At 65.6% G+C, this 21,968-nt stretch carries 18 protein-coding genes; 9 read left to right on the plus strand and 9 right to left on the minus strand.

Translation table 11 applies throughout. The features are described 5' to 3' along the window. The first annotated feature begins 141 nt into the window (after positions 1-141). Both ACLFKU_RS22780 and gluQRS read left to right on the plus strand, forming a co-directional pair. Entirely contained in the window at positions 142-1,005 is an 864-nt protein-coding gene (locus ACLFKU_RS22780) for a sulfurtransferase (protein WP_410850560.1), read from the plus strand. Positions 1,006-1,057: 52 nt separating this feature from the next. Further along, complete coding sequence (gluQRS, locus tag ACLFKU_RS22785; RefSeq protein ID WP_410850561.1) at positions 1,058-1,948, plus strand: tRNA glutamyl-Q(34) synthetase GluQRS; 891 nt, start codon at positions 1,058-1,060, stop codon at positions 1,946-1,948. A gap of 107 nt (positions 1,949-2,055) precedes the next feature. Here the strand turns inward: gluQRS and ACLFKU_RS22790 are convergent, their stop codons facing one another. The 6 genes from ACLFKU_RS22790 to purT form a co-directional block, all read right to left on the minus strand. Beyond that, the gene (locus ACLFKU_RS22790) at positions 2,056-3,510 is read right to left on the minus strand and encodes a DEAD/DEAH box helicase (RefSeq protein WP_410850562.1); all 1,455 of its coding nucleotides are present in this window, start codon (positions 3,508-3,510) and stop codon (positions 2,056-2,058) included. Positions 3,511-3,849: 339 nt separating this feature from the next. Next, entirely contained in the window at positions 3,850-5,286 is a 1,437-nt protein-coding gene (locus ACLFKU_RS22795) for an aldehyde dehydrogenase family protein (protein WP_410850563.1), read from the minus strand. A 45-nt stretch (positions 5,287-5,331) separates the two neighbouring features. Continuing rightward, positions 5,332-6,984, minus strand: a complete 1,653-nt coding sequence (locus ACLFKU_RS22800; RefSeq protein ID WP_368586229.1) for an acetolactate synthase large subunit — start codon at positions 6,982-6,984, stop codon at positions 5,332-5,334. A gap of 239 nt (positions 6,985-7,223) precedes the next feature. Then, positions 7,224-7,607, minus strand: coding sequence for an MliC family protein (locus tag ACLFKU_RS22805; RefSeq protein WP_410850564.1), 384 nt, complete (start codon positions 7,605-7,607; stop codon positions 7,224-7,226). A gap of 104 nt (positions 7,608-7,711) precedes the next feature. Then, complete coding sequence (locus ACLFKU_RS22810; protein WP_410850565.1) at positions 7,712-7,924, minus strand: DUF6726 family protein; 213 nt, start codon at positions 7,922-7,924, stop codon at positions 7,712-7,714. A gap of 78 nt (positions 7,925-8,002) precedes the next feature. Next, the gene (purT, locus tag ACLFKU_RS22815) at positions 8,003-9,217 is read right to left on the minus strand and encodes a formate-dependent phosphoribosylglycinamide formyltransferase (RefSeq protein ID WP_410850566.1); all 1,215 of its coding nucleotides are present in this window, start codon (positions 9,215-9,217) and stop codon (positions 8,003-8,005) included. A 260-nt stretch (positions 9,218-9,477) separates the two neighbouring features. On the opposite strand from purT, the gene ACLFKU_RS22820 reads away from it, so the two are divergent. Beyond that, the gene (locus ACLFKU_RS22820; RefSeq protein ID WP_410850567.1) at positions 9,478-10,014 is read left to right on the plus strand and encodes an META domain-containing protein; all 537 of its coding nucleotides are present in this window, start codon (positions 9,478-9,480) and stop codon (positions 10,012-10,014) included. A gap of 113 nt (positions 10,015-10,127) precedes the next feature. Continuing rightward, positions 10,128-14,159: a DNA translocase FtsK gene (locus ACLFKU_RS22825; RefSeq protein WP_410850568.1), complete on the plus strand. Its 4,032-nt coding sequence runs from the start codon at positions 10,128-10,130 to the stop codon at positions 14,157-14,159. 82 nt (positions 14,160-14,241) lie between these two features. Here the strand turns inward: ACLFKU_RS22825 and ACLFKU_RS22830 are convergent, their stop codons facing one another. After that, positions 14,242-15,561 carry a lactonase family protein gene (locus ACLFKU_RS22830; protein WP_410850569.1) on the minus strand — a complete coding sequence of 440 codons (1,320 nt, stop codon included), beginning with the start codon at positions 15,559-15,561 and terminating at the stop codon, positions 14,242-14,244. Between the two features lie 265 nt (positions 15,562-15,826). Between ACLFKU_RS22830 and ACLFKU_RS22835 the strand changes: the two genes are divergently transcribed. Then, on the plus strand, positions 15,827-15,979 hold the full coding sequence (locus ACLFKU_RS22835; RefSeq protein WP_075296265.1) for a DUF3096 domain-containing protein: 153 nt from the start codon (positions 15,827-15,829) through the stop codon (positions 15,977-15,979). Between the two features lie 233 nt (positions 15,980-16,212). Here the strand turns inward: ACLFKU_RS22835 and ACLFKU_RS22840 are convergent, their stop codons facing one another. After that, positions 16,213-16,458 carry a hypothetical protein gene (locus ACLFKU_RS22840; RefSeq protein ID WP_013088852.1) on the minus strand — a complete coding sequence of 82 codons (246 nt, stop codon included), beginning with the start codon at positions 16,456-16,458 and terminating at the stop codon, positions 16,213-16,215. 35 nt (positions 16,459-16,493) lie between these two features. Here ACLFKU_RS22840 and ACLFKU_RS22845 point away from each other — a divergent pair, with 35 nt between their 5' ends. The 3 genes from ACLFKU_RS22845 (at position 16,494) to ACLFKU_RS22855 (ending at position 20,050) form a co-directional block, all read left to right on the plus strand. Further along, positions 16,494-16,634, plus strand: coding sequence for a hypothetical protein (locus ACLFKU_RS22845; protein WP_018431577.1), 141 nt, complete (start codon positions 16,494-16,496; stop codon positions 16,632-16,634). 69 nt (positions 16,635-16,703) lie between these two features. Further along, on the plus strand, positions 16,704-18,593 hold the full coding sequence (locus ACLFKU_RS22850) for a glycoside hydrolase family 15 protein (RefSeq protein ID WP_368587382.1): 1,890 nt from the start codon (positions 16,704-16,706) through the stop codon (positions 18,591-18,593). Between the two features lie 179 nt (positions 18,594-18,772). Then, positions 18,773-20,050 carry a polyhydroxyalkanoate depolymerase gene (locus ACLFKU_RS22855; protein ID WP_184227669.1) on the plus strand — a complete coding sequence of 426 codons (1,278 nt, stop codon included), beginning with the start codon at positions 18,773-18,775 and terminating at the stop codon, positions 20,048-20,050. Between the two features lie 123 nt (positions 20,051-20,173). Here ACLFKU_RS22855 and ACLFKU_RS22860 read toward each other — a convergent pair whose 3' ends face one another. Then, positions 20,174-20,806: a TetR/AcrR family transcriptional regulator gene (locus tag ACLFKU_RS22860; protein ID WP_042327581.1), complete on the minus strand. Its 633-nt coding sequence runs from the start codon at positions 20,804-20,806 to the stop codon at positions 20,174-20,176. A gap of 241 nt (positions 20,807-21,047) precedes the next feature. On the opposite strand from ACLFKU_RS22860, the gene rsxB reads away from it, so the two are divergent. After that, positions 21,048-21,953, plus strand: coding sequence for an electron transport complex subunit RsxB (rsxB, locus tag ACLFKU_RS22865; RefSeq protein ID WP_410850570.1), 906 nt, complete (start codon positions 21,048-21,050; stop codon positions 21,951-21,953). Positions 21,954-21,968 lie beyond the last annotated feature (15 nt).

A 21,968-nucleotide genomic window follows, 5' to 3' on the forward strand; every position in this document is an offset into this window, starting at 1 on the left:
GGCCTCGCCATTCAACTGGCAAATACGCGGCAAACGCACGCGAAACCGCGCGCCAAACCCCTGGTCTTATACGGGGGCGCAACAGCGGCGGCACGGCCCGCCGCCCTTTGCCACGCTGGCCATCTTTACCGCAGAACACACATGAGTATCGTCAACCTCGCCGCGTATCAATTCGCGACCATCGAAGACACCGCCGCCTGGCGCCCATTCGTCACCGAACGCTGCAATGCGCTCGGCCTGCGCGGCACAATCCTGCTCGCGCCGGAAGGCATCAACCTGTTCATCGCCGGCACGCGCGAGAACACCGACGCGTTCATCAACTACATCCGCCACGACGCGCTGTTCGAAGGCAAGTTCGCGAACCTGCAGTTCAAGGAAAGCCTGTCGGACAAGCAGCCGTTTACGCGCATGCTGGTCAAGCTCAAGCGCGAAATCATCACGATGAAAAAGCCGGCGATCCGCCCCGAGCTCGGCCGCGCGCCGTTCGTCGACGCGCCCACGCTGAAGACCTGGCTCGACCGCGGTCTCGACGACGAAGGCCGTCCGGTCGTGATACTCGACACGCGCAACGCGTTCGAAGTCGACGTCGGCACGTTCGACAACGCGCTCGACTATCGGATCACGAAGTTCAGCGAATTCCCCGAGGTGATCGAGAATAACCGCGCCGACCTCGAAGGCAAGACGGTCGTGTCGTTCTGCACGGGCGGCATCCGCTGCGAGAAGGCCGCGATCCATATGAAGGACGTCGGCATCGAGAACGTGTACCAACTCGAAGGCGGCATCCTCAAATACTTCGAGGAAGTGGGCGGCGCGCATTATCACGGCGACTGCTTCGTGTTCGACTATCGCACCGCGCTGAATCCGCAACTCGAACCGACCGCGACCGCGCAATGCTTCGGCTGCCGCGCGGTAGTCACGCCCGAGCAACAGCAATCGCCGATGTACGTCGCGGGCAAGACCTGCCCGGCGTGCCATCCGGACAGCAAGGCCGCGTGCGCCGCGTAATGACAGCCGGGGTGCCTCGCGGCGCGGGCGCCCCGCCTGACGTCCCCACGCCATGACCTATCGCGGACGCTTCGCACCCTCGCCGACCGGCCCGCTGCATTTCGGCTCGCTGGTGAGCGCGCTCGCGAGCTGGCTCGACGCGCGCGCGCAGCGCGGCGCGTGGCTGGTGCGTGTCGAAGATATCGACGGACCGCGCACGGTGCCCGGGGCCGCCGAGGACATCCTCGCGACCCTCGAACGCTTCGGCATGCGCGCCGACGAAACGCCGGTCTGGCAAAGCCAGCGTATCGCGCGCTATCAGCAGGCGCTTGAGCGGTTGAAATCGACCGGTCTCGTCTATCCGTGCGGCTGCACGCGCAAGGAAATCGCCGATTCGCTATTGCACGCGCACGCGCGCAACACCACGCTCGCCTACCCCGGCACCTGCCGCACCGGTCTGCACGGCAAGCCGGCGCGCGCGTGGCGCCTGCGCGTGCCCGACGGCGACGCGGCCGTGATCACGTTCGACGACCGCTGGCAGGGTCCGCAGACGCAAAACCTCGCGACCGAGGTCGGCGATTTCGTGCTGCGCCGCGCGGACGATCAATGGGCGTATCAGCTGGCGGTGGTGGTGGACGATGCCGACGCGGGCATCACGCACATCGTGCGCGGCGCGGATCTGATGGATTCGACGGCGCGGCAGATTTATCTGCAGCGTTGTCTGGGCGTGGCGACGCCCGAATATCTGCATGTGCCGGTCGTCACGAACGAGCACGGCGAGAAGCTGAGCAAACAGAACGGCGCGACCGCGCTCGATAGCGACAAGCCGCTCGAAGCATTAGGCGCGGCGGCACGGCATCTGGGACTGGAGCTGGGAAGCGAGCCGCGTGCGACGCTGGAGCAGTTCTACAGCGCCGCGACCGCGGCCTGGGCAAAACGGATGAACATTAGCGCATCGAGATGATGCCTATGCGTGGAGCCTGCTGCGTTCTCCGAAACATCAAAACGCGCGGCCCCACCGATTTTGCGCTCGGGGCGTTGCACCCCGAGCTCTGAATCCGACAGCCCGCCTTACGACGACGAGGGCGTCTTCCTCGGCATTCCGAAGCCACCGAGCAACGCGGCCAGTTGCCGCTTCGGCGCTGCCTTTTGCGGCGCGGCCGTCTCCTCGACCTTGTGCGCCGATGCCGGCGACGGCTCGTACGGCTTCAGGAAGAAATCGTCGATCGGTTGCGCGCGATGATGATGCGGACGGTCATACGAACCCGACGCCCCGCCCGTGCGGCGGCGGCTGCGCTCGTCGCGCGATTCGCTGCGCTCGCGGCGCAGCGAACGATCATCGTGATGATGGCGCACCGGCGCCTCGACGGTCAGGCGCTGCAGGTCGAGCGGGCGCTTGATCAGCTTCTCGATGTCGGCCAGTTGCTTGCGCTCGTTCGGGCTGCACAGCGACAGCGCGTCGCCCGATGCGCCCGCGCGGCCCGTCCGGCCGATCCGGTGCACGTAGTCTTCGGCGTTGAACGGCAGGTCGAAGTTGATCACCGCCGGCAGTTCGGCGATGTCGAGACCGCGCGCGGCGACATCGGTCGCGACCAGCGCCTCGACTTCGCCGCGCTTGAATGCGTCGAGCGCCTGCATGCGCTCGCTTTGCGAGCGGTCTCCGTGAATCGCCGTCGCGACCACTCCATCCCGTTCGAGGCTGCGCGCTAGCCGGCTCGCGCCGATCTTGCTGTTGCAGAACACGATCACCTGCTTCAGGCCGCGCTCGCGGATCAGTTGCACGACCGCGCCGGTCTTGTCGCCCTCGGCGACTTCGTAGACGATCTGCGTGACATTGGTCGCGGTCGAGTTGCTGCGCGCGACTTCGATGGTCTGCGGGTTGCGCAGATAGGTTGCGGCGAGCTTCTTGATTTCGCCCGAGAACGTCGCGGAGAAGAGCAGCGTCTGGCGCTCTTTCGGCAGCAGGTTCAGGATGCGCTGCAGGTCGGGCAGGAAGCCCATGTCGAGCATGCGGTCGGCTTCGTCGAGCACGAGCATCTGCACCTGGCCCAGATTCGCGGTTTTCTGTTGCACGTGATCGAGCAGACGGCCCGGCGTCGCGATCAGGATTTCGACGCCGCGGCGCAGCTGCTCCGACTGCGGATTCATATCGACGCCGCCGAACACGACCGCGCTACGCAGTGCCGTGTGCTTCGCATAGGCCTGCACGTTCGCGGCCACCTGGTCGGCGAGTTCGCGGGTCGGCGTGAGGATCAGCGCACGCACCGGATGGCGTGCCGGCGACGCGCTCGTATTGGCTTGCGGCAGCAGACGCTGGATGATCGGCAGCGAGAAGCTCGCGGTCTTGCCGGTGCCGGTCTGCGCGGCGCCCATCACGTCACGACCCGCCAGCACGACCGGGATCGCCTTCGCCTGGATCGGCGTTGGCGACGTGTAGCCCGATTCCTTGATGGCCTTCAGGATGTCGGGCGCGAGGCCGAATTGATCAAAAGTCTCGGTACTGGGCGTGACGGCTGTGTCGGACATGGTGGCTTTCGCTAAAAAGGCGCGTGGCGCGGATGCGCGCGGCAGCGGTCGGGGCCGCGGAGGGCATCAGGATGAAGGCGGAGCCACGTCGTTCCGCGCGAGACCCGTCTGAGTTCGGTTAATGCGGCCGGCTCCGGTTGGCGGAAACACCCGCCGAAAGCCCAGTATTGTAGCACTTCAGCAAAAACGCTCGCGAAGGCCGGCCGGCCGCTCGCGGCCGTTGCTCCGGTCGCAGCGTAGTGCGCACAGACGACAGTGGCATGACAGCCGCGCGCCTGGGCGGGCGGCGCGCGGCGTTCGTCAGCCGTCCCCCCGCCCTGCCCGCGTCAGATCGACCGCTCACCACGTCTCGCGCATCACCATCAGCCGCAGCTCGGTCATATCCTCGATCGCGTAGCGCACGCCTTCGCGCCCAAGACCCGAATCCTTGACGCCGCCATACGGCATGTTGTCGACGCGAAACGACGGCACGTCGTTGATCACGACGCCGCCCACTTCGAGCGCATCCCAGGCGCGATGCGCATGCGCGAGCGAATCGGTGAACACGCCGGCCTGCAGGCCGAAGTCGCTGTCGTTCACCTGCGCGAGCGCCGCTTCGAAATCGTTGAAGCGCTCGAGGATAGCGACCGGCCCGAACGCCTCCTTGCGATACAGATCGGTGTCGCGCTTCACGCCTTCGAGCAGCGTCGCCTCAAACATCGCGCCGTCCACCTTGCCGCCCGCGACGATCTGCGCGCCCGCCTGCACCGCCCCCTCCATCCAGCCGGCGAGCCGCTTCGCCTCCGATTCGGAGATCATCGGCCCGACGAAGGTCTTCTCGTTCTTCGGATCGCCCATCACCAGCGACTTCGTCTTCGCGATCAGCTTGTCGCGCAGCGCGTCGTAGACACTCGCATGCGCGAGAATGCGCTGCACGCCGATGCAGCTCTGCCCCGACTGATAGAACGCGCCGAACGCGAGCCGCTCGACCACGTAGTCGAGCTTGCCGCCCTGATCGCCGTCGACGATCGCCGCCGCGTTGCCGCCCAGCTCCAGAATCACCTTCTTCTTGCCGGCTTTGCGCTTCAGCTCCCAGCCGACCGCCGGCGACCCGGTGAACGACAGCAGCTTGAAGCGTTCGTCGGTCGTAAACAGGTCGGCGCCGTCGCGGTGCGCGGGCAAAATCGAGAACGCACCCTTCGGCAGATCGGTTTCCGCGAGAATTTCGCCCATGATCAGCGCGCCGACCGGCGTGCGGCTGGCCGGCTTCAGCACGAATGGCACGCCCGCCGCGATCGCCGGCGCGACCTTGTGCGCGGTCAGGTTCAACGGAAAATTGAACGGCGAGATAAACGAGCACGGCCCGATCGGCACGCGCTTCACGTACGCGTGGTAACCGTTCGCGCGCGGCGAAATCTGCAGATTGATGATCTCGCCGTCGATGCGCACGCTCTCCTCGGCGGCGACCTTGAACGTATCGATCAGGCGCGTGACTTCGCCCTTCGAATCGTTGATCGGTTTGCCCGCCTCGATGCACAGCGCGAGCGCCAGTTCGTCGTAGCGCTCCCGAAAGCGCTTCACGCAGTGTTCGAGCACTGCCTGGCGCTTGAACGGCGGGTACGTGCGCATTGCGGGCATCGCATCGACCGCGAGGCCGATCGCCTTGTCGATCGCGGCCGCGTCGGCCATCGCGACGCGGGTGGCGACTTCGCCGCTGAATTTGTCGGTGACTTCGAGGTCGGTGTTCGCGGCCACCGGCTCATTCGCGAGGTAGTACGGATAGGTCTTTTGCAACATGTCGCGTTCTCCTTGAATCGAATCAAAGCGTCGATGCACAGAGCCTCAAAGCCGCGCGGACAGCCGCTTGATCTCGCGATTGAGCACGCGTTCGTTGTCCGAATAGTCGATCGGCACGTCGATCACGTGCACGCCGGGCGTCACGAAGCACTCGCGCAACAGCGGCGCGAACTGTTCGGCGGCCTCGACCCGATGCCCCTGAGCACCATAGCTCTGCGCGTAGGCGACGAAATCCGGGTTCGCAAGCGTCATGCCGTAGTCCGGGAAGTTCATGTTCTCCTGCTTCCAGCGGATCATGCCGAACGCGTCGTCGCGCAGGATCAGGATCACCAGGTCGAGCTTCATGCGTACCGCCGTTTCGAGCTCCTGCGAGTTCATCATGAAGCCGCCGTCGCCGCACACGGCGATCACCTTGCGCTCCGGATGTACGATCTTGCTCGCGATCGCCGACGGCAGCCCCGCGCCCATCGACGCCAGCGCGTTGTCGAGCAGCAGCGAATTCGGTTCGTGCGCGCGGTAGTAGCGCGCGAACCAGATCTTGTACATGCCGTTATCCAGACACACGATGCCGTCGACCGGCGTGGTCTCGTACACGTCGTTGACGATCCGCACCGGGTACATCGGGAAGCGGTCGTCGTGCTGGCCCTTCACCAGATGGGCCTCGAAGTGCTCCTTGATCTCCTTGAAGCGCGTGAAGTCCCAATGCTCCTGACGCGTCTTCAGGCTCTCCTTGAGCTGCCACACCGCATTCGCGATATCGCCGACCACTTCGATCTGCGGGAAATACACCGGATCGACTTCGGCGCCGAGGAAGTTCACGTGGATCACGGTCTTCTCGCCCGCCTCGCCGCTGCGCATGAAAAACGGCGGCTTTTCGATCACGTCGTGACCGACGTTGATGATGCAATCCGCGTGCTCGATCGCGCGATGCACGAAGTCACCGTCGGAGAGCGTCGCGTTGCCGAGCCACATCGGATGCGATTCGTCGATCACACCCTTGCCCATCTGCGTCGTGAAAAACGGAATGCCGATCTGGTCGACGAACTCGCGCAGCATCTTCGTCGTGGTCTTACGGTTGCCGCCCGCGCCGATCATCAGGAGCGGATGTTTCGCGGCGGTGATCGCCTCGACCGCGCGCGCGACCGCCTTCTCCTCGGCGACCGGACGGCGGCTGTAGCTCTTCGGAATCGGCTTGCCGTCGCCCTCCTCGTGCGCGACGTCCTCGGGCAATTCGAGGTGCGCGGCGCCCGGACGCTCCTCCTCGGCGCGGCGCACCGCCTCGCGCACCGCCGCCGGAATATTGCCGATCGACACGATCTGCCGCGTGTACTTGGTGAGCGGCTCCATCATCCGCACCACGTCGACGATCTGGAAGTGCCCCTGCTTGCTCGACTTGATCGGCTTCTGGCCGGTGACCATCAGCATCGGCATGCCGCCCAGCTGCGCGTACGCGGCCGCGGTCACGAAGTTGGTCGCGCCGGGGCCGAGCGTCGCCAGACAAACTCCGGTGCGACCGGTGAGCCGCCCGTAGGTGGCGGCCATGAAGCCGGCCGCCTGCTCGTGACGCGTGAGGATCAGACGGATTTTCGAGCGGCGCAGCGACTCGAGCAGATCGAGATTTTCTTCACCGGGGATGCCGAACACATACTCGACACCTTCGGCTTCCAGCGATTTGACGAACAGGTCCGATGCTTTCATTGATGGTCTCGCTTGATGACTCGGGGGACGGACAATCGAAGACGACGACGACGGCTGCGCGCGAAACACCGTATCGCGCGCGCGGCATGGCAAACGGCATGGCGAACGCCATGCTGGACAGCTTACTACTCGAACGGAAACGATGCGCGCGAGGGACAGGAGGCCGGACGCGGGAAGAAGCAGGCGGAGGCAGAGATCGAAGCCGCCACACGACGTGCAGGTATGCGCCGATCAATGAATCAGCGAATCACCGTGACGCAGTCGGAGAGAATCGGCGGCGCGTTCTCGCCGCTCGTCAGGTCGTATAGATTGGCGCGCGGACCCTTGGTCCACCACGTATAGCTGCCGGCCTGATACTTCACGCCGGACGCCGAGACCGTGCTGACGAACAGCATCGAGGTGCCTTTCACCGGCAGCACGGCGAAGCTCTGGCCGTTCTGCGCGTTCCAGTAGGTGACCTGCAGGATCTTGCCGGTCGCGCACGTGTATTTGCGCGTCTGGTGGTTCTTGCCTTCGATATGCTTGAACTGCAACGGCGCGGCCGAGGCGCCGCCGGAAGATGCCGCCAGCCAGGCCACCATCGATGCTGCCGCCGTGAGGAATGCAACACGCCATGTCTTCATCGAACACCTCGATTGTTGCGGGGGATCAGGCAAGGAAGGCATACCGGCCGCCACGCCGGTCACAGACGGGTTACTGGCGGGTTACAGGGCAGCTCAACGACGTTTCAAGGATCGATCACGTTGGCACACGCATCGGTCGGCGCGGCGGCGACGTGCCCGACTACCGGCACGATCTTCAGTCCCGCCGAAGCGACCCGGCACGGCGCCGCCGCGAGCCCGCAGCCGCTGATACCGGCACACAGCGCGAACGCCACGCCGAGTGCGCCGACCCGGCGAAGCGCGCCACGCCACGGATTGCTGCGCGATTCAAGCGCCATACGATCCTCTGCTCCGATCTCTTTGCTGCGCTAAGCCAGAAACGAATGCGGCCTGCGCCGCGCGTCACCGCCTGACGGTTACTTCGCCGATACCGGCCGAACCGCCGCCGCTGCCTGCTTCGCACGCGAGCGCGCTTCGTCGATATTCTCGCCGGTCGCGAGCGCGACACCCATGCGGCGTTTGACGAAGCTCTCCGGCTTGCCGAACAGGCGCAGGTCCGAGTTGGGCACCGCGAGTGCCGCCGCGACGCCTTCGAACGCGATGCCGGCTTCGTCACGTCCACCGTAGATCACCGCCGACGCACCCGGCGCACGCAACGACGTATCGACCGGCAGGCCGAGGATCGCGCGCGCATGCAGTTCGAACTCCGAGAAGCGCTGCGAGCACAGCGTGACGAGCCCCGTGTCGTGCGGACGCGGGCTGACTTCCGAAAACCATACGTCGTCGCCGCGCACGAAAAGTTCCACGCCAAACAGGCCGCGGCCGCCGAGCGCCGCCGTCACCTTGTGCGCGATCTCGCGCGAACGCTCGAGCGCGAGCGGGCTCATCGGCTGCGGCTGCCACGATTCGACATAGTCGCCCGCGACCTGCACGTGGCCGATCGGGTCGCAGAAATACGTGCTGACCGCGCCGCTCGCCGGGTCGATCGCGCGCACGGTGAGCTGCGTGATTTCATATTCGAAGTCGATGAAACCCTCGACGATCACGCGCCCGAAATTCACGCGGCCGCCCGCCATCGCGTACTGCCACGCAGGTTCGACGTCGGCGTCGCTGCGCAATACCGACTGCCCCTTGCCCGACGACGACATCACCGGCTTCACGACGCACGGATAGCCGACCTTCGCGATGCCCGCGCGCAGCTCGTCGAGCGAATCGGCGAATGCGTACGGCGAGGTCGCGAGGCCGAGCTCCTCGGCGGCGAGGCGGCGGATGCCTTCGCGGTTCATCGTCAGCTGGGTGGCGCGGGCGGTCGGGATCACCTCGGCGAGCGCCTCGGTTTCGATCGCGGCGAGCTCGTCGGTGGCGATCGCCTCGATTTCAGGGACGATCAGATGCGGGCGCTCCTGCTCGACCAGCGCGCGCAGCGCGGCGCGGTCGGTCATGTCGATCACGTGCGCGCGATGCGCGACCTGATGGCCCGGCGCGTTCGGGTAACGGTCGACGGCGATCACTTCGACGCCCAGCCGTTGCAGCGCGATGATCACTTCCTTGCCGAGCTCGCCGGCGCCGAGCAGCATCACGCGCGTCGCGGATTCAGAAAGGGGGGTGCCGATCCGTTGGCCGATCTGCATGGGAACTCCAGATAAAAAGTCGGGATGAGGGTGGGATTGGATAGACCGCGATGTTAACATGCGGCCCCCTTGCTGCGCGGCGCTCAGGGTGCGTTCAGGGTGCGCTCTGGGCGCCGTTCGCGAAGCCGTGGCGGTCGGGCGCAAGCGTGCCGCCGCGTCGACGTTCGCAGCCGCGGTCGCGTCACCGCGCGCATCGCTCGCGCTCGACAAGCTTAGTACGTTACCCTTACGCCTTCGCCAGTTTGAACAGGAACGACGCCATGCTCATTTGCTCCCGCCCGCGACGTCTTGCGCGCATCACTCCGTGCCTGCGCACGGCCGTCGCCGCGTTGAGCATCGCCGCGCTGCTCGGTGCCTGCGCGATCCCGAAGCATCCGGATTCGTCGGCGCCGCCGCCCGATCCGTTCAACCCCGCCGCCGTGCAACTGCTCGACGACAGCAGCTGGGTGCTGAGCTCGTGGAAGAACGCCGACGGCACGGTGCGCGAGGTGCCGTCGAAGGATCAGGAGCCGCTCACGCTCACGTTGTCGACCGAAGCCGGCCGACGCCATGCGAGCGGCTTTTCGGGCTGCAACCGTTTCATGGGTTCGTACATGCTGAAGGACGGCAAGCTGAGCTTCGGCACCCTCGCCGGCACGCGCAAGGCCTGCGTGTCGCCGGGCGGCGACATCGAAAAGCCGTTCCTCGAAGCGCTCGAGCGCATCGCGCGCACCGGCGTGCAGATGCGCGCGCCACAGCAGATGCAGCTGATCCTCGACAACGGCGACACGCTGATGTTCGATCGCAGCGACAAATGATGCGAGTTTGCGCCGCGTTCGAGACTCGCGCCGGCCTTCGAAGCCGCGCGCTGCGCCGTTTAAACTCGACGGGTTGCGCTTCTCGCGCGCTCCGTCATTCGTAGATGTCTGGTATGCACACGGTAGTTTTCGGCTGGTTCGGCGGGTCGGCCGTCTGGTTCATTCCTCTTTTGTGGCGCCTCGTGAAGTCGATGCTGCCGGGCGGCGCGGGTCTGCGCGGCCCCGGCACGATCCGGCTTTGGCTCGGCTTCGTCTGCGTGCTGATCGCGAGTTGCACGCTCGAGGGCTCGCTGATCGGCATCGCCGGCGTCAACGGTTTCGGTCATGCGCTGGCCGCGGGGCTTGGGCATCTGGTCGGCCATATCGCTACGCCGCTCGCCGCGCTCGCGCTGCTCCTGATCAGCCTGCCATGGCTCATCGACTTCCACTGGAGCGACGTCGCCGCGTGGGCCGACGGCGCGTTCGGCCTTGGTCTGTCGCGCGGACTCGCGAAACGCGACGAGGATGCGCGCCGCCACCGCACCGTCGAAGACAGCGCGTCGTCGCATGTTTCGCCCGCAACCAACACGATGGCGCCGCGCAACAGCAAGGGTCGCTACGCGCGGCCGACGGTGTGGCGTCCGCCCGCGAGCGGGCGCGGCGCGGGCGCCGCCGCTGCGGGCGGTGCCGCGGCTGGCATCGCGGGTAGCAAGGAAGCTGCCGCCCGTGGCGCCGGCGCAAGCTGGCGCGCCGATGCGTCCGCTGGCTCGGCGCGTGGGCCGGCCAGGCAGATCGAGCCGGCGTTGCGCACCGGGTCGAGCGCGCCGCCGCGTCCGGCCGCGTCGATCGCAACGCAGGCGGCGCCGGTGGACAAAGCTCCGGACCGGTCCGCGGCACCATTCGTGCCGACCGAGCCGGTCGCGCCGGCCGGCTGGCTGCGCACGACAGAACCGCGCGCGGCGACGGCGGCGGCGGGATCGCTGGGTGCATCCGCCGCAGCGGGCATGTCGGTTCGTGACGGCGCTGCGCAGGCCGGCCGGCGCTCGGTCGGCGAACAGCGCGTGGCCGCGCCGTTCGGCTCCAGCGCCGCGCTGGCGGCGTCGGCCGCCAATGCGTCCGGCGTGTCGGCGCGAGCGGCACAGGCGATGGCGGGCCGGTCCGCCGCGTCGGGCGCTGGGATCGGCATGACGGCGGGATCCATGAATGCTTCGGGCCGCGGCAGCCGTCCGTCGTCGCTGCCACGGCCGGCAGACGGTAGCGCGCCGCTCAATCGCGGCGCGACTCCGCGTCAGCCGTTCCCGGCGGCTCAGCGCGCCAACGGCGTCACATTGCCATCGACCGTGCGCCGCCCTACACCGAACTTCACGCGAACGATGGCGAACGCGTCGATAGTCGCGCCGCCGGCGAGCGTCGAGGAGACGCTGCGCAGCATCGCGGAAAACACCGCGCGCTGGACCGACATGGCCGGCGTGAGCCTCGCGCGCAGCCGTGGCGCCGAAGGCGCAAAGGTTGGCGATGTGGAGCGGGTGTCGACGACGTTCGATGTGCCGCCGGCGCCGCATGACGTGCTGCCCGTCGAAAACAGCGAGACGGTCTCGCCGGCGCAGTCGCAGCAACAAGCGGCACCTGCGGAGTTGCCGGCTGAACAAGAGGTGGTCGAGTCCGACACGTCGGTCGAGAGCGCCAACGAAGCGGTTGCGCAATGGCCGACCGAACCACCGGTCATTCATCCGCCGCTTACGGCTGCGGCTGTCGAATCCACGATTGCAGAGCCCGTGTCTGTCGCAGAGACGCCGGCCGATCCCGTGTCCGCGGACACTGTTACCGGCATGCCCGCGGTTGTCGAGCCGTCGGCATCCGCTTCGGCTGAGCCTGCCGCCGCGGAACCTGCTGCTAGCGCGCCGCAACATGAGCCGGCGACGGCGACGCCGTTCCAGCGCTTTGCAGCCAGCTTGCAGGACGACGCTACGCACGAAGACGTACCGGCGATCGAAGACGATCCGACACAGACGGCGACAGACAACAGCGTCCCGTCATCGCAGGGTGAAGAATCCGAGCGAACAGTCGAACCTGCGGCCGCCGACTCCGCGACACCGCAGCAAGCCCTGGCGCCTGTCGCCGAAATCGTCATCGACAAAACGCTCGTACCGTGGGAGAGCAAGCTCGGCCCCACCGCGGCTCAACGCGCGGCCGCGCCAGCGGAATCACCGCAGGCCGAGACCGCCGCACCGTCGAGCGCAAGCGTGCCGCCGTGGTCCGGCGCGCCGTCACCGGAGATCCCGAGCGAATGCGCGCAGCCCGATGAGCCCGCAACGCCGCCGACGCACCCGACGTCGCGCGCCCCTGCCCTGCCCGCTGCGACCGAACCCGCGAACGAGCCGACGAACGACTCGCCGTCGTCGACCTCGACGAGTGCGCCGAACCTCGCAACGCCGGCAATCGCACCGGCCGTCGTCTCGAACGTCGTCCGTTTCCCGGGCTTTGCGGCGCCGGCGACCAGCATCGAGCCTTCGATCGGCGCAAACGCAACGCCTGCCACGAACACACCGGCAGCCGAACCGTCGCCCACTCCCGCGCCCGCACCGCAACCGCAGGCCCAACCCGCCAGCGAGCCCGCCGCCCGCGCGCCGCTGCGCGGCCATATGCCGGTCAACGGCTTCGAGTTCCATGCGCCGGCCGCCTCGATGGTCGAACTGCCGACGCTCGATCTGCTCGCCCCCGCCGACGCCGACGTCGAACCGATCTCGGACGACAAGCTCCGCGAAACCGGCCAGCTGATCGAGCAGCGTCTGCAGGAATTCAAGGTGCCGGTGACGGTGGTCGGCGCATCGGCCGGTCCGGTCATCACGCGCTTCGAAGTCGAACCGGCGCTCGGCGTGCGCGGCAGCCAGATCGTCGGTCTGATGAAGGACCTGTCGCGCGGTCTCGGCCTCACGTCGATCCGCGTGGTCGAAACGATTCCCGGCAAGACCTGCATGGGCCTCGAACTGCCGAACGCGAAGCGGCAGACGATCCGGCTCTCCGAAATCCTCGAAGCGAGCGTCTACCAGAACTCGCACTCGCAACTGACGCTCGCGATGGGCAAGGACATCACCGGCCATCCGGTCGTCGCCGATCTCGCGAAGGCGCCGCACATGCTGGTGGCCGGCACGACCGGTTCGGGCAAGTCGGTCGCGATCAACGCGATGATCTGCTCGCTGCTGTTCAAGGCGACGCCCGAGGAAGTGCGCCTGATCATGATCGACCCGAAGATGCTCGAGCTTTCGGTCTACGAAGGGATTCCGCATCTGCTCGCGCCGGTCGTCACCGACATGAAGCTCGCGGCCAATGCGCTGAACTGGTGCGTCGGCGAAATGGAGAAGCGCTACCGGCTGATGTCGGCAGTCGGCGTGCGCAATCTCGCCGGCTTCAACCAGAAGATCCGCGACACCGAGGCGAAGGGCAAGAAGCTCGGCAACCCGTTCTCGCTGACGCCCGATGCACCCGAGCCGCTCGCGCCTCTGCCGCTGATCGTCGTCGTCATCGACGAGCTGGCCGACCTGATGATGGTCGCTGGCAAGAAGATCGAGGAACTGATCGCGCGGCTCGCGCAGAAGGCGCGCGCGGCCGGCATCCACCTGATTCTCGCGACGCAGCGGCCGTCTGTCGACGTGATCACCGGTCTGATCAAGGCGAACATTCCGACGCGCGTCGCGTTCCAGGTGTCGTCGAAGATCGACTCGCGCACGATTCTCGATCAGATGGGCGCCGAGTCGCTGCTCGGCCAGGGCGACATGCTGTTTCTGCCGCCGGGCACGGGCTACCCGCAGCGCGTGCACGGCGCGTTCGTCGCCGACGAGGAGGTGCATGCGATCGTCGAGTATCTGAAGCAGTTCGGCGAGCCGCAATACGAGGAAGGCATTCTCGACGGACCGGCCACCGATGGCGGCGCGGCCCAGGACCTGTTCGGCGAAGCGCCGGATGCGGAAGCCGATCCGCTGTACGACGAAGCGGTCGCGTTCGTCGTGCGCACGCGGCGCGCGTCGATCTCATCGGTGCAGCGGCAATTGCGCATCGGCTATAACCGCGCGGCGCGGCTCGTCGAGCAGATGGAGACGGCCGGGCTCGTGTCGGCGATGAGCATCAACGGCAGCCGCGAGGTGCTGGCGCCGGGGCCGGCGGAATGAACGCGCGCTGAACCGCAATGAAAAACGGACAGCCTCACGACGTGAGCTGTCCGTTTTTTTCTTTACCCGCGCGTGCCGTGCGTTACGACGGCGACACCAGCTTGAAATCCACCGGCGCGCCGAGCTCGAAATGCTGCTTCGGATTTGGATCGAGCAGCCCCGTCTGCTGATCGCGCTTGAACACGTAGACCGCGTCGCTCAACTGATTGCCGACGATCAGCCAGTTGCCGGTCGGATCGATGGTGAACTCGCGCGGCGATTTGCCGAGGCTCGACTGCCGCCCGATCTGCTTCAGACGCCCATTGGCGGGATCGACCGAGAAGATCACGATCTCGTTCGCGTCGCCGCGATTGGACGCATACACGAAGCGTCCGTCCGGTGACATATGGATCGCCGCCGCGGCCACCTGCCCCTTGAAGCCGGGCTCGCTCAATGGCAACGTCTGCACGAGCTTCAGTCTGCCGTCGTCGTAGTCGAACGTGCTGACGGTCGCCGCGAGTTCGCTCGTCAGATATGCGTGCCTGCCGTTCGCGCTGAAGATCAGATGGCGTGGACCCGTGCCGGCTTTCTGCTGCGCGTAGCCCCAGTCCGTCACGACGAACGGGCCCGCGCCGGCGCTGCTCTGCGGCGCGTAACGGTACGAGTACAGCTTGTCGGCGCCGAGATCCTGCGCGAACAGATAGTGGCCGTCAGGCGAGAACACGGTCGAATGCACGTGCGAGTTGTCCTGCCGCCCTTTCACCGGCCCGCCACCCTCGTGATGCACGGTCTGCACCGAGGCGCCCACCTGGCCGTTCGCCTGCAGCGGAAACACCGCGAAGCTGCCGCCCGGGTCGGGCGCGACGGAATAGTTCGCGGTCAGCAGATATTTGCCGTCCGGCGAGATGCTCAGATAGCACGGGTCATTGCCATCGGACGACACCTTGTTCAGAAACGTCAGCTGGCCGCGCGCGGCATCGAAGCCGAACGCGCTGATGTTGCCGCGCTGCGTGGCCGGGCCATTGTCGCCGGGCAGTTCGTTGACCGAATAGACGAAGCGGCGGTCGCGGCTCACGACCAGGAACGACGGATTGACCGTCTGCGCGACCGACACCTGGGTCGCCGCGCCGGTCTTCGTGTCAAAGCGAAAGACGTAGATGCCCTCGCTCCTGCCGCTGGTGTAAGTGCCGACCAGCATCGTATAGACGCCGTCCGCGGGGACCGGGCCAGAGTCTTGCGCATACGCGTGCGAAGCAAGCATCGAAACCATGAGCAGGAAACCTTTTATCATCGAACGGGCGACGCGGTCCGCGCCACGCGGACCCGAACCGCGTACGGCAACACTGGCAAGAACAGAAGTAAAAGCGGAAGTCGGAACTGGGCGCGCGGCAACACACCCGGCGGCACGGCGACGGTGAAGCATGAGACCTCCTCGACATCGGTTGTCTGTACGGGCTCGCGTACGAGCCGGGGTACGAGCGGTTATAACGGTGTCTGGTCTGCCGCGCCGCCAATCGAGCGTCGTTCCGCGTTTTATTGTCGAAGTCAGTATAAGAGCGTTAGGTCGGATCATGCAGTGAATCCACCGCTGACGTGCGGGCTGCGCCAGCGGCTTTGGTCCCGCAAGCCGGGGCGTTTTTCAAGCGTTTTCTCAATCGCGCATCACGCGTGTCAACTACGGAGTCTCCATGAACGTCACTCTCAGCCTGGGCCCGCTCGTTTCGCTGATCGCCGGCATTCTGATTCTGATCATGCCGCGCCTGTTGAACTACATCGTCGCGCTTTACCTGATCATCATCGGCGTCATCGGGATCTTCGGCGTGGGCTCGTCGCATCTGTAAGCGACAGGCGACGCGATACCGGGCGCGGTATTTGCGCCCGGTGTCGGGATCAATTTGCGAAAAAAGAGGGTTCGCGCGGTGCCAGCGGCACTCGCACGCATGAAAGCGCGGCCTACGTCATGCGGTTGACACAGGCGGAAAGCGGGCATCGCGCCACGCGAACAATCGACGTGACGTGGCGCGAAGGTGCGGATACGCGAACAACCCGCGCTACGAACGCCCGGCGCCGCGGCTCAACCGTTCGCCAGCTGTTCGAGGCGCAAGCGCCCCTGCAACGACAGCGCGCCGACCGCATAATGATCGGCATTCTGCTGATAGCGCCGGAAGCAGGCCCGTTCGACCAGGAAGGACGCGGCAGCCAGCATGCCATTGCGGCTCAGGCCGAGCCGCCCATGATCGAGTGGCAGCATGGAGTCGCCGGCAAGCTGGCTGGCGGCCGAGAGAATCGTGATGCAATCGGATTTCGAAGGGTTCAGCATGGCTTTCGTCCTCGGAAACGGCGTCTGCATGCGCCATGAGCAAGGCCGATTCGCAGTCCGGCAGGTCACCGGACATCGGCATGAACTTTGATTTTATGCATGGATTTGACAATTTTCCAACCCGCGTTTTGCCGCACTATGCGGTGAACCAAACACTGCCGATCGTGGTCCGGTAATTAACTCCCACTCGAAGCGCGGCTACTGTCGCCGTCCGTAATAACGACTCGTTTTTCGACACGCTTTCCATGCCTGCACACCTCGAAGACTACGCACTCATCGGCGACGGCCATACCGCCGCGCTCATCTCCCGCGACGGTTCCGTCGACTGGCTCTGCTGGCCGCGCTTCGACTCGGGCGCCTGCTTCGCCGCGCTGCTCGGCACGCCCGACAACGGCCGCTGGCAGATCGCCCCCGCCACCCAGGGCGAGCACGGCGCGTGGACCATCACGCGGCGCTATCGCGGTGAAACGCTGATCCTCGAAACCGACTTCGAAACACCCGACGGCGCGGTCACGCTGATCGATTTCATGCCGCCCGGCAACGGCTGGTCCGAGCTGATCCGCATCGTCGTCGGCAAGCGCGGCACCGTGCGCATGAAGATGGAACTCGTGCTGCGCTTCGACTACGGCTTCTCGATTCCGTGGGTCGACAAGCTCAAGCACGACAGCGGCATCAAGGCGATCGTCGGCCCCGACAACGCGGTGCTGCGCACGCCGGTCGAACTGCACGGCGAAGATATGAAGACCGTCGCGGAATTCACGGTGACCGAGGGCGAGCGCGTGCCGTTCTCGCTCGCGTATGCGGCGTCGCATCTGCGCATTCCTCCCGCGCGCGACCCGCACACGTCGCTCGCGCGCACTGAGAACCACTGGCTCGAATGGGCGGCGCGCGGCACCGTCGAAGGACGCTGGGCCGAGCCGATCCGCCGTTCGCTGATCACACTGCGCGCGCTCGCCTACGAGCCGACCGGCGGCATCGTCGCGGCGCCTACCACGTCGCTGCCGGAGAAGCTGGGCGGCACGCGCAACTGGGACTATCGATACTGCTGGCTGCGCGACGCGACCATCACGCTGCTCGCGATGATGCGCGGCGGCTACTACGACGAAGCGCGCGCCTGGCGCAGCTGGCTCGGCCGAGTGATGGCGGGCGCGCCGGACCAGTTGCAGATCATGTACGGCATCGCCGGCGAGCGACGCCTGCCCGAATCCGAAATCGACTGGCTGCCCGGCTACGAGGGCGCGAAACCGGTGCGCATCGGCAACAACGCGGTCGGGCAGCGTCAGCTCGACGTCTACGGCGAAGTGATGAACGCGCTGCATCTCGCGCGCGTGGGCGGCCTGCAGGCGGACGTCACCGCGTGGAGCGTGCAGCGCGCGATGCTCGAGCATCTGACCACGATCTGGCGCGAACCCGACGAAGGCATCTGGGAGACTCGCGGCGGCCGCGAGCATTTCACCTTTTCGAAGGTGATGGCGTGGGTCGCGTTCGACCGCGCGATCCGCTCGGCCGAAATGTTCAAGCTCGACGGCCCGCTCGACGAATGGCGCGCGACGCGCGACACGATCCACGCCGAGGTCTGCGAGAAGGCGTGGAATCCGAAGCTGAACGCGTTCTCGCAGTACTACGGCAGCGACCAGCTCGACGCGAGCGTGCTGCTGATGCCGCTGGTCGCCTTCCTGCCGCCGCAGGACCCGCGCATCAAGGGCACCGTCGAGGCAATCGAGCGGGACCTGATGCATGGCGGCTTCGTGATGCGCTACCGCACCAACGAATACGATGACGGCCTGCCGCCCGGAGAAGGCACCTTTCTTGCGTGTTCGTTCTGGATGGTGGATAACCTCGCGCTGCAGGGGCGCGTGCAGGAAGCGATCGAGATGTACGAGCGGCTGCTCGCGCTGTGCAACGACGTCGGCCTGCTGTCCGAGGAGTACGATCCGGCCGAAAAACGTCTGGTCGGCAATTTTCCGCAGGCGTTCTCGCACGTGGCGCTCGTGCACACCGGCCTGAACCTGATGAAGCACGAGCAGGAGATGGCGCAGGCGACCGGCCATCCGGCACATAACGGCATGCGCTCGATGGAGCTTGAGGCTCAGGCAAGCCCTGATAGCGGCGGAGCAGCATCGCCACTAGCATGACGCCGTGACAGCTTGCGTACACTGAATGCGAGAATTGTTGCATTGCACAAGATTGCTTTGTTCGATATTATCGATCCGACTGTCGGCCAACAACAATGTGCCCACAACCACAATGGCCCGCCGCAACGCTTCACGCGTGTTTGCGAAGCCCAATGCGAACCGCTTAAAACGGAGCAAACATGCTCTATCAACTGCACGAATTCAGCCGGGCGATCTTGAGCCCCCTCACCGCCTGGGCCCAGGCCGCATCGAAATCATTTGCGAATCCGGCCAGTCCGTTAGCCTACGTGCCGGGCGCCACGCGCCTGTCCGCCGGCTACGAACTGCTTTACCGGCTCGGCAAGGATTATGAAAAGCCCGAGTTCAACATTCATCAGATCGTTAAAGACGGACATAACATTCCGATCGTCGAGCAGACGATCATCGAAAAGCCGTTCTGCCGTCTGATGCGCTTCAAGCGCTTCGCGGACGACAGCGAAGCCGTCAGCCAGTTGAAAGACGAACCGGTCGTGCTGGTCTGCGCACCGTTGTCAGGACACCACGCCACGCTGCTGCGCGACACCGTGCGCACGTTGCTGCAAGACCACAAGGTCTACATCACCGACTGGATCGACGCGCGCATGGTGCCACTCGAGGCCGGCTGGTTCGGTCTGAACGACTACATCGCGTATATCCAGGAATTCATTCGCCATATCGGCGCGAAGAATCTGCACGTGATCTCGGTGTGCCAGCCGACCGTGCCGGTGCTCGCCGCCATTTCGCTGATGGCGAGCCGCGGCGAGGACACGCCGCGCACGATGACGATGATGGGCGGCCCGATCGACGCGCGCAAAAGCCCGACCTCGGTCAATTCGCTCGCCACGCAGCATTCGTACGAATGGTTCGAGAACAACGTGATCTTCACGGTGCCGCCGAACTATCCAGGTACGGGCCGCAAGGTCTATCCGGGCTTCCTGCAGCACACCGGCTTCGTCGCGATGAATCCGGAGCGTCACGCGGCATCGCACTGGGATTTCTACCAGAGCCTGCTGCGCGGCGACGAGGACGACGCCGAAGCGCACCGCCGCTTCTACGACGAGTACAACGCGGTGCTCGACATGGATGCCGACTATTACCTCGACACGATCCGCGTCGTGTTCCAGGAATTCCGTCTTGCCGAGGGCACGTGGGTCGTCAACGGCGAACCGGTACGGCCGCAAGACATCACGACGACCGCGCTGTTTACGATCGAAGGCGAACTCGACGACATTTCCGGCGACGGCCAGACCTACGCGGCGCACGACCTGTGCAGCGGCATTGCGGCGAAGAACAAGCGTCACTTCACCGCGGAGAAATGCGGCCACTACGGCATTTTCTCGGGCCGCCGCTGGCGCACGATCATTTACCCGCAATTGCGCGACTTCATTCTCGAGCACAACAAGACCGCAAAAACGGCTAAAGAAAAAGTCGAAGCCTGAGCATTAAACTTGCAATAGCATATAAAAAGCCAACGGTCTCCTTCGAGGCCGTTGGCTTTTTTATCGCGCTTTATTCGTGATACTGATGTTTGGCCGCGGCAATGATCACCGCCGCACGGGCCGTTACTTTCTCAACAGGTACGCGAGCAGCAGTTCGGTATTCATCTGAATCACCTCGCTGCGTTCGGCGGCGCTGCTGAAATCGCGCCCGAGCGTCGCTTCGAGCGTGAAGCGGTTCGACACGATGTAGTAACCCATGCCCGAAAGCGTCACGTAAAAACGCAATGGGTCGACGTTCGTGCGAAACAACCCCGCGCGTTGCCCGCGTTCGAGGATGCCGCCGAGCGTGGCGACGATCGGCGAAATCATTTCGCGTATGCGCGTCGATTTCTGCATGTAGCGTGCTTCATGCAGATTCTCGTTGTTGATGAGCCTCAATAACTCGGGATGATCGCGGTAGTAGTCCCACACGAAATGCGCGAGACGCGTAACCGCCTCGACGGGCGCGACTCCGTTGAGTTCGAGCGTGCGTTCCGCTTCATTGAGTGCGCTGAACGCGTGCTCGAGTACCGCGGTGAATAGCTGCTCCTTGCTACCGAAGTAGTAATAGAGCATTCGTTCATTGGTTTCGGCGCGGCGAGCGATCTGATCGACTCGTGCGCCGAACAGTCCTCCATTTGCAAACTCTTCCGCCGCCGCAAGCAAAATGCGGCGCCTCGTGCCTTCAGGATCTCTTTTGATTTTCGGCTGATTCATGGTGGCATCGTCTTCGTGAGCCGCGTTATCCGGATCGCGCCGCCGGCCTCTCCTCGAGCCTCTTTTTTGGCGGCGTTTAGCGGGCGCGTCGTGGTTGGGAAACACACCCTTTTCTGCGGTCTTTCGAATGAAGCGCTTCGATTATGGCACATGGATTGCGAATGGCAATCCGGGAAATCGGCGATAATGTGCTATTTAGTTCAGGTCGTGCGATCGCACGGCAAACCCCCGCGCCGTAACCGTGACAGACGTCAAAACACTCGCGGATCGCATCGAAGATCTGCTCCCCCAAACGCAATGCACGAAGTGCGGTTATCCCGCATGCCGTCCGTATGCCGAAGCCGTCGCCAGTGGCGAGGCGAACTATAACCAGTGCCCGCCCGGCGGTGCCGAGGGGATCGCGCGCCTCGCCGCGCTGCTCGGCAAGCCGGTGATTCCGCTCAATTCCGCCAATGGCGTCGAACGTCCGCGCCCCTTGGCGGTTATCGACGAACAGGTGTGCATCGGCTGCACGCTATGCATGCAGGCGTGTCCGGTCGACGCGATAGTTGGCGCACCGAAACAGATGCACACCGTGATCCCCGAGCTCTGCACCGGCTGCGACCTGTGCGTGCCGCCCTGCCCGGTCGACTGCATCGCGATGCTGCCCGTGACCGGCGAGGCCACCGGCTGGGATGCATGGAGCCAGAGCGAGGCAGACGCGGCGCGGGCGCATCATAACCGCCACGAGAGCCGTCTCGCGCGCGAGCGCGACGCCGCTGAAGCGCGTGCTGCGGCGCGGCGAGCCGCGAGTGCGAGCGCGCCGGGGGCGGCGGCGTCGGGCGCGGCTCCAGCGAGCGGCGCGACAACGCCGTCCGAGGCCCCCGCCGCCCCGAGTGCGGACGACGCCGAAGCGAAGAAACGCGCGATCATCCAGGCCGCGCTCGAACGCGCGCGCAAGAAGAAAGAAGAGATGGCCGCGAAAGGCCAGGGACCGCTGAACACCGAGAACGTCAGCGCCGACGTGCAGGCGCAGATCGACGCCGCCGAAGCGCGCCGCCGCCGTCTCGGTCTTGCCAGCGGCGACGACACACACGGCTCGGAGCCGTCGTCGAACGAGTCCGATGATTCAAAGCCGCCGTCCGGCTCGCCGCCGAGCGCGCGCTGACCGCCCCCGGCGCAA

This window comes from Paraburkholderia sp. EG304 (assembly GCF_046543485.1).
In the GTDB taxonomy this organism is placed as follows: Bacteria; Pseudomonadota; Gammaproteobacteria; order Burkholderiales; family Burkholderiaceae; genus Paraburkholderia; species Paraburkholderia youngii.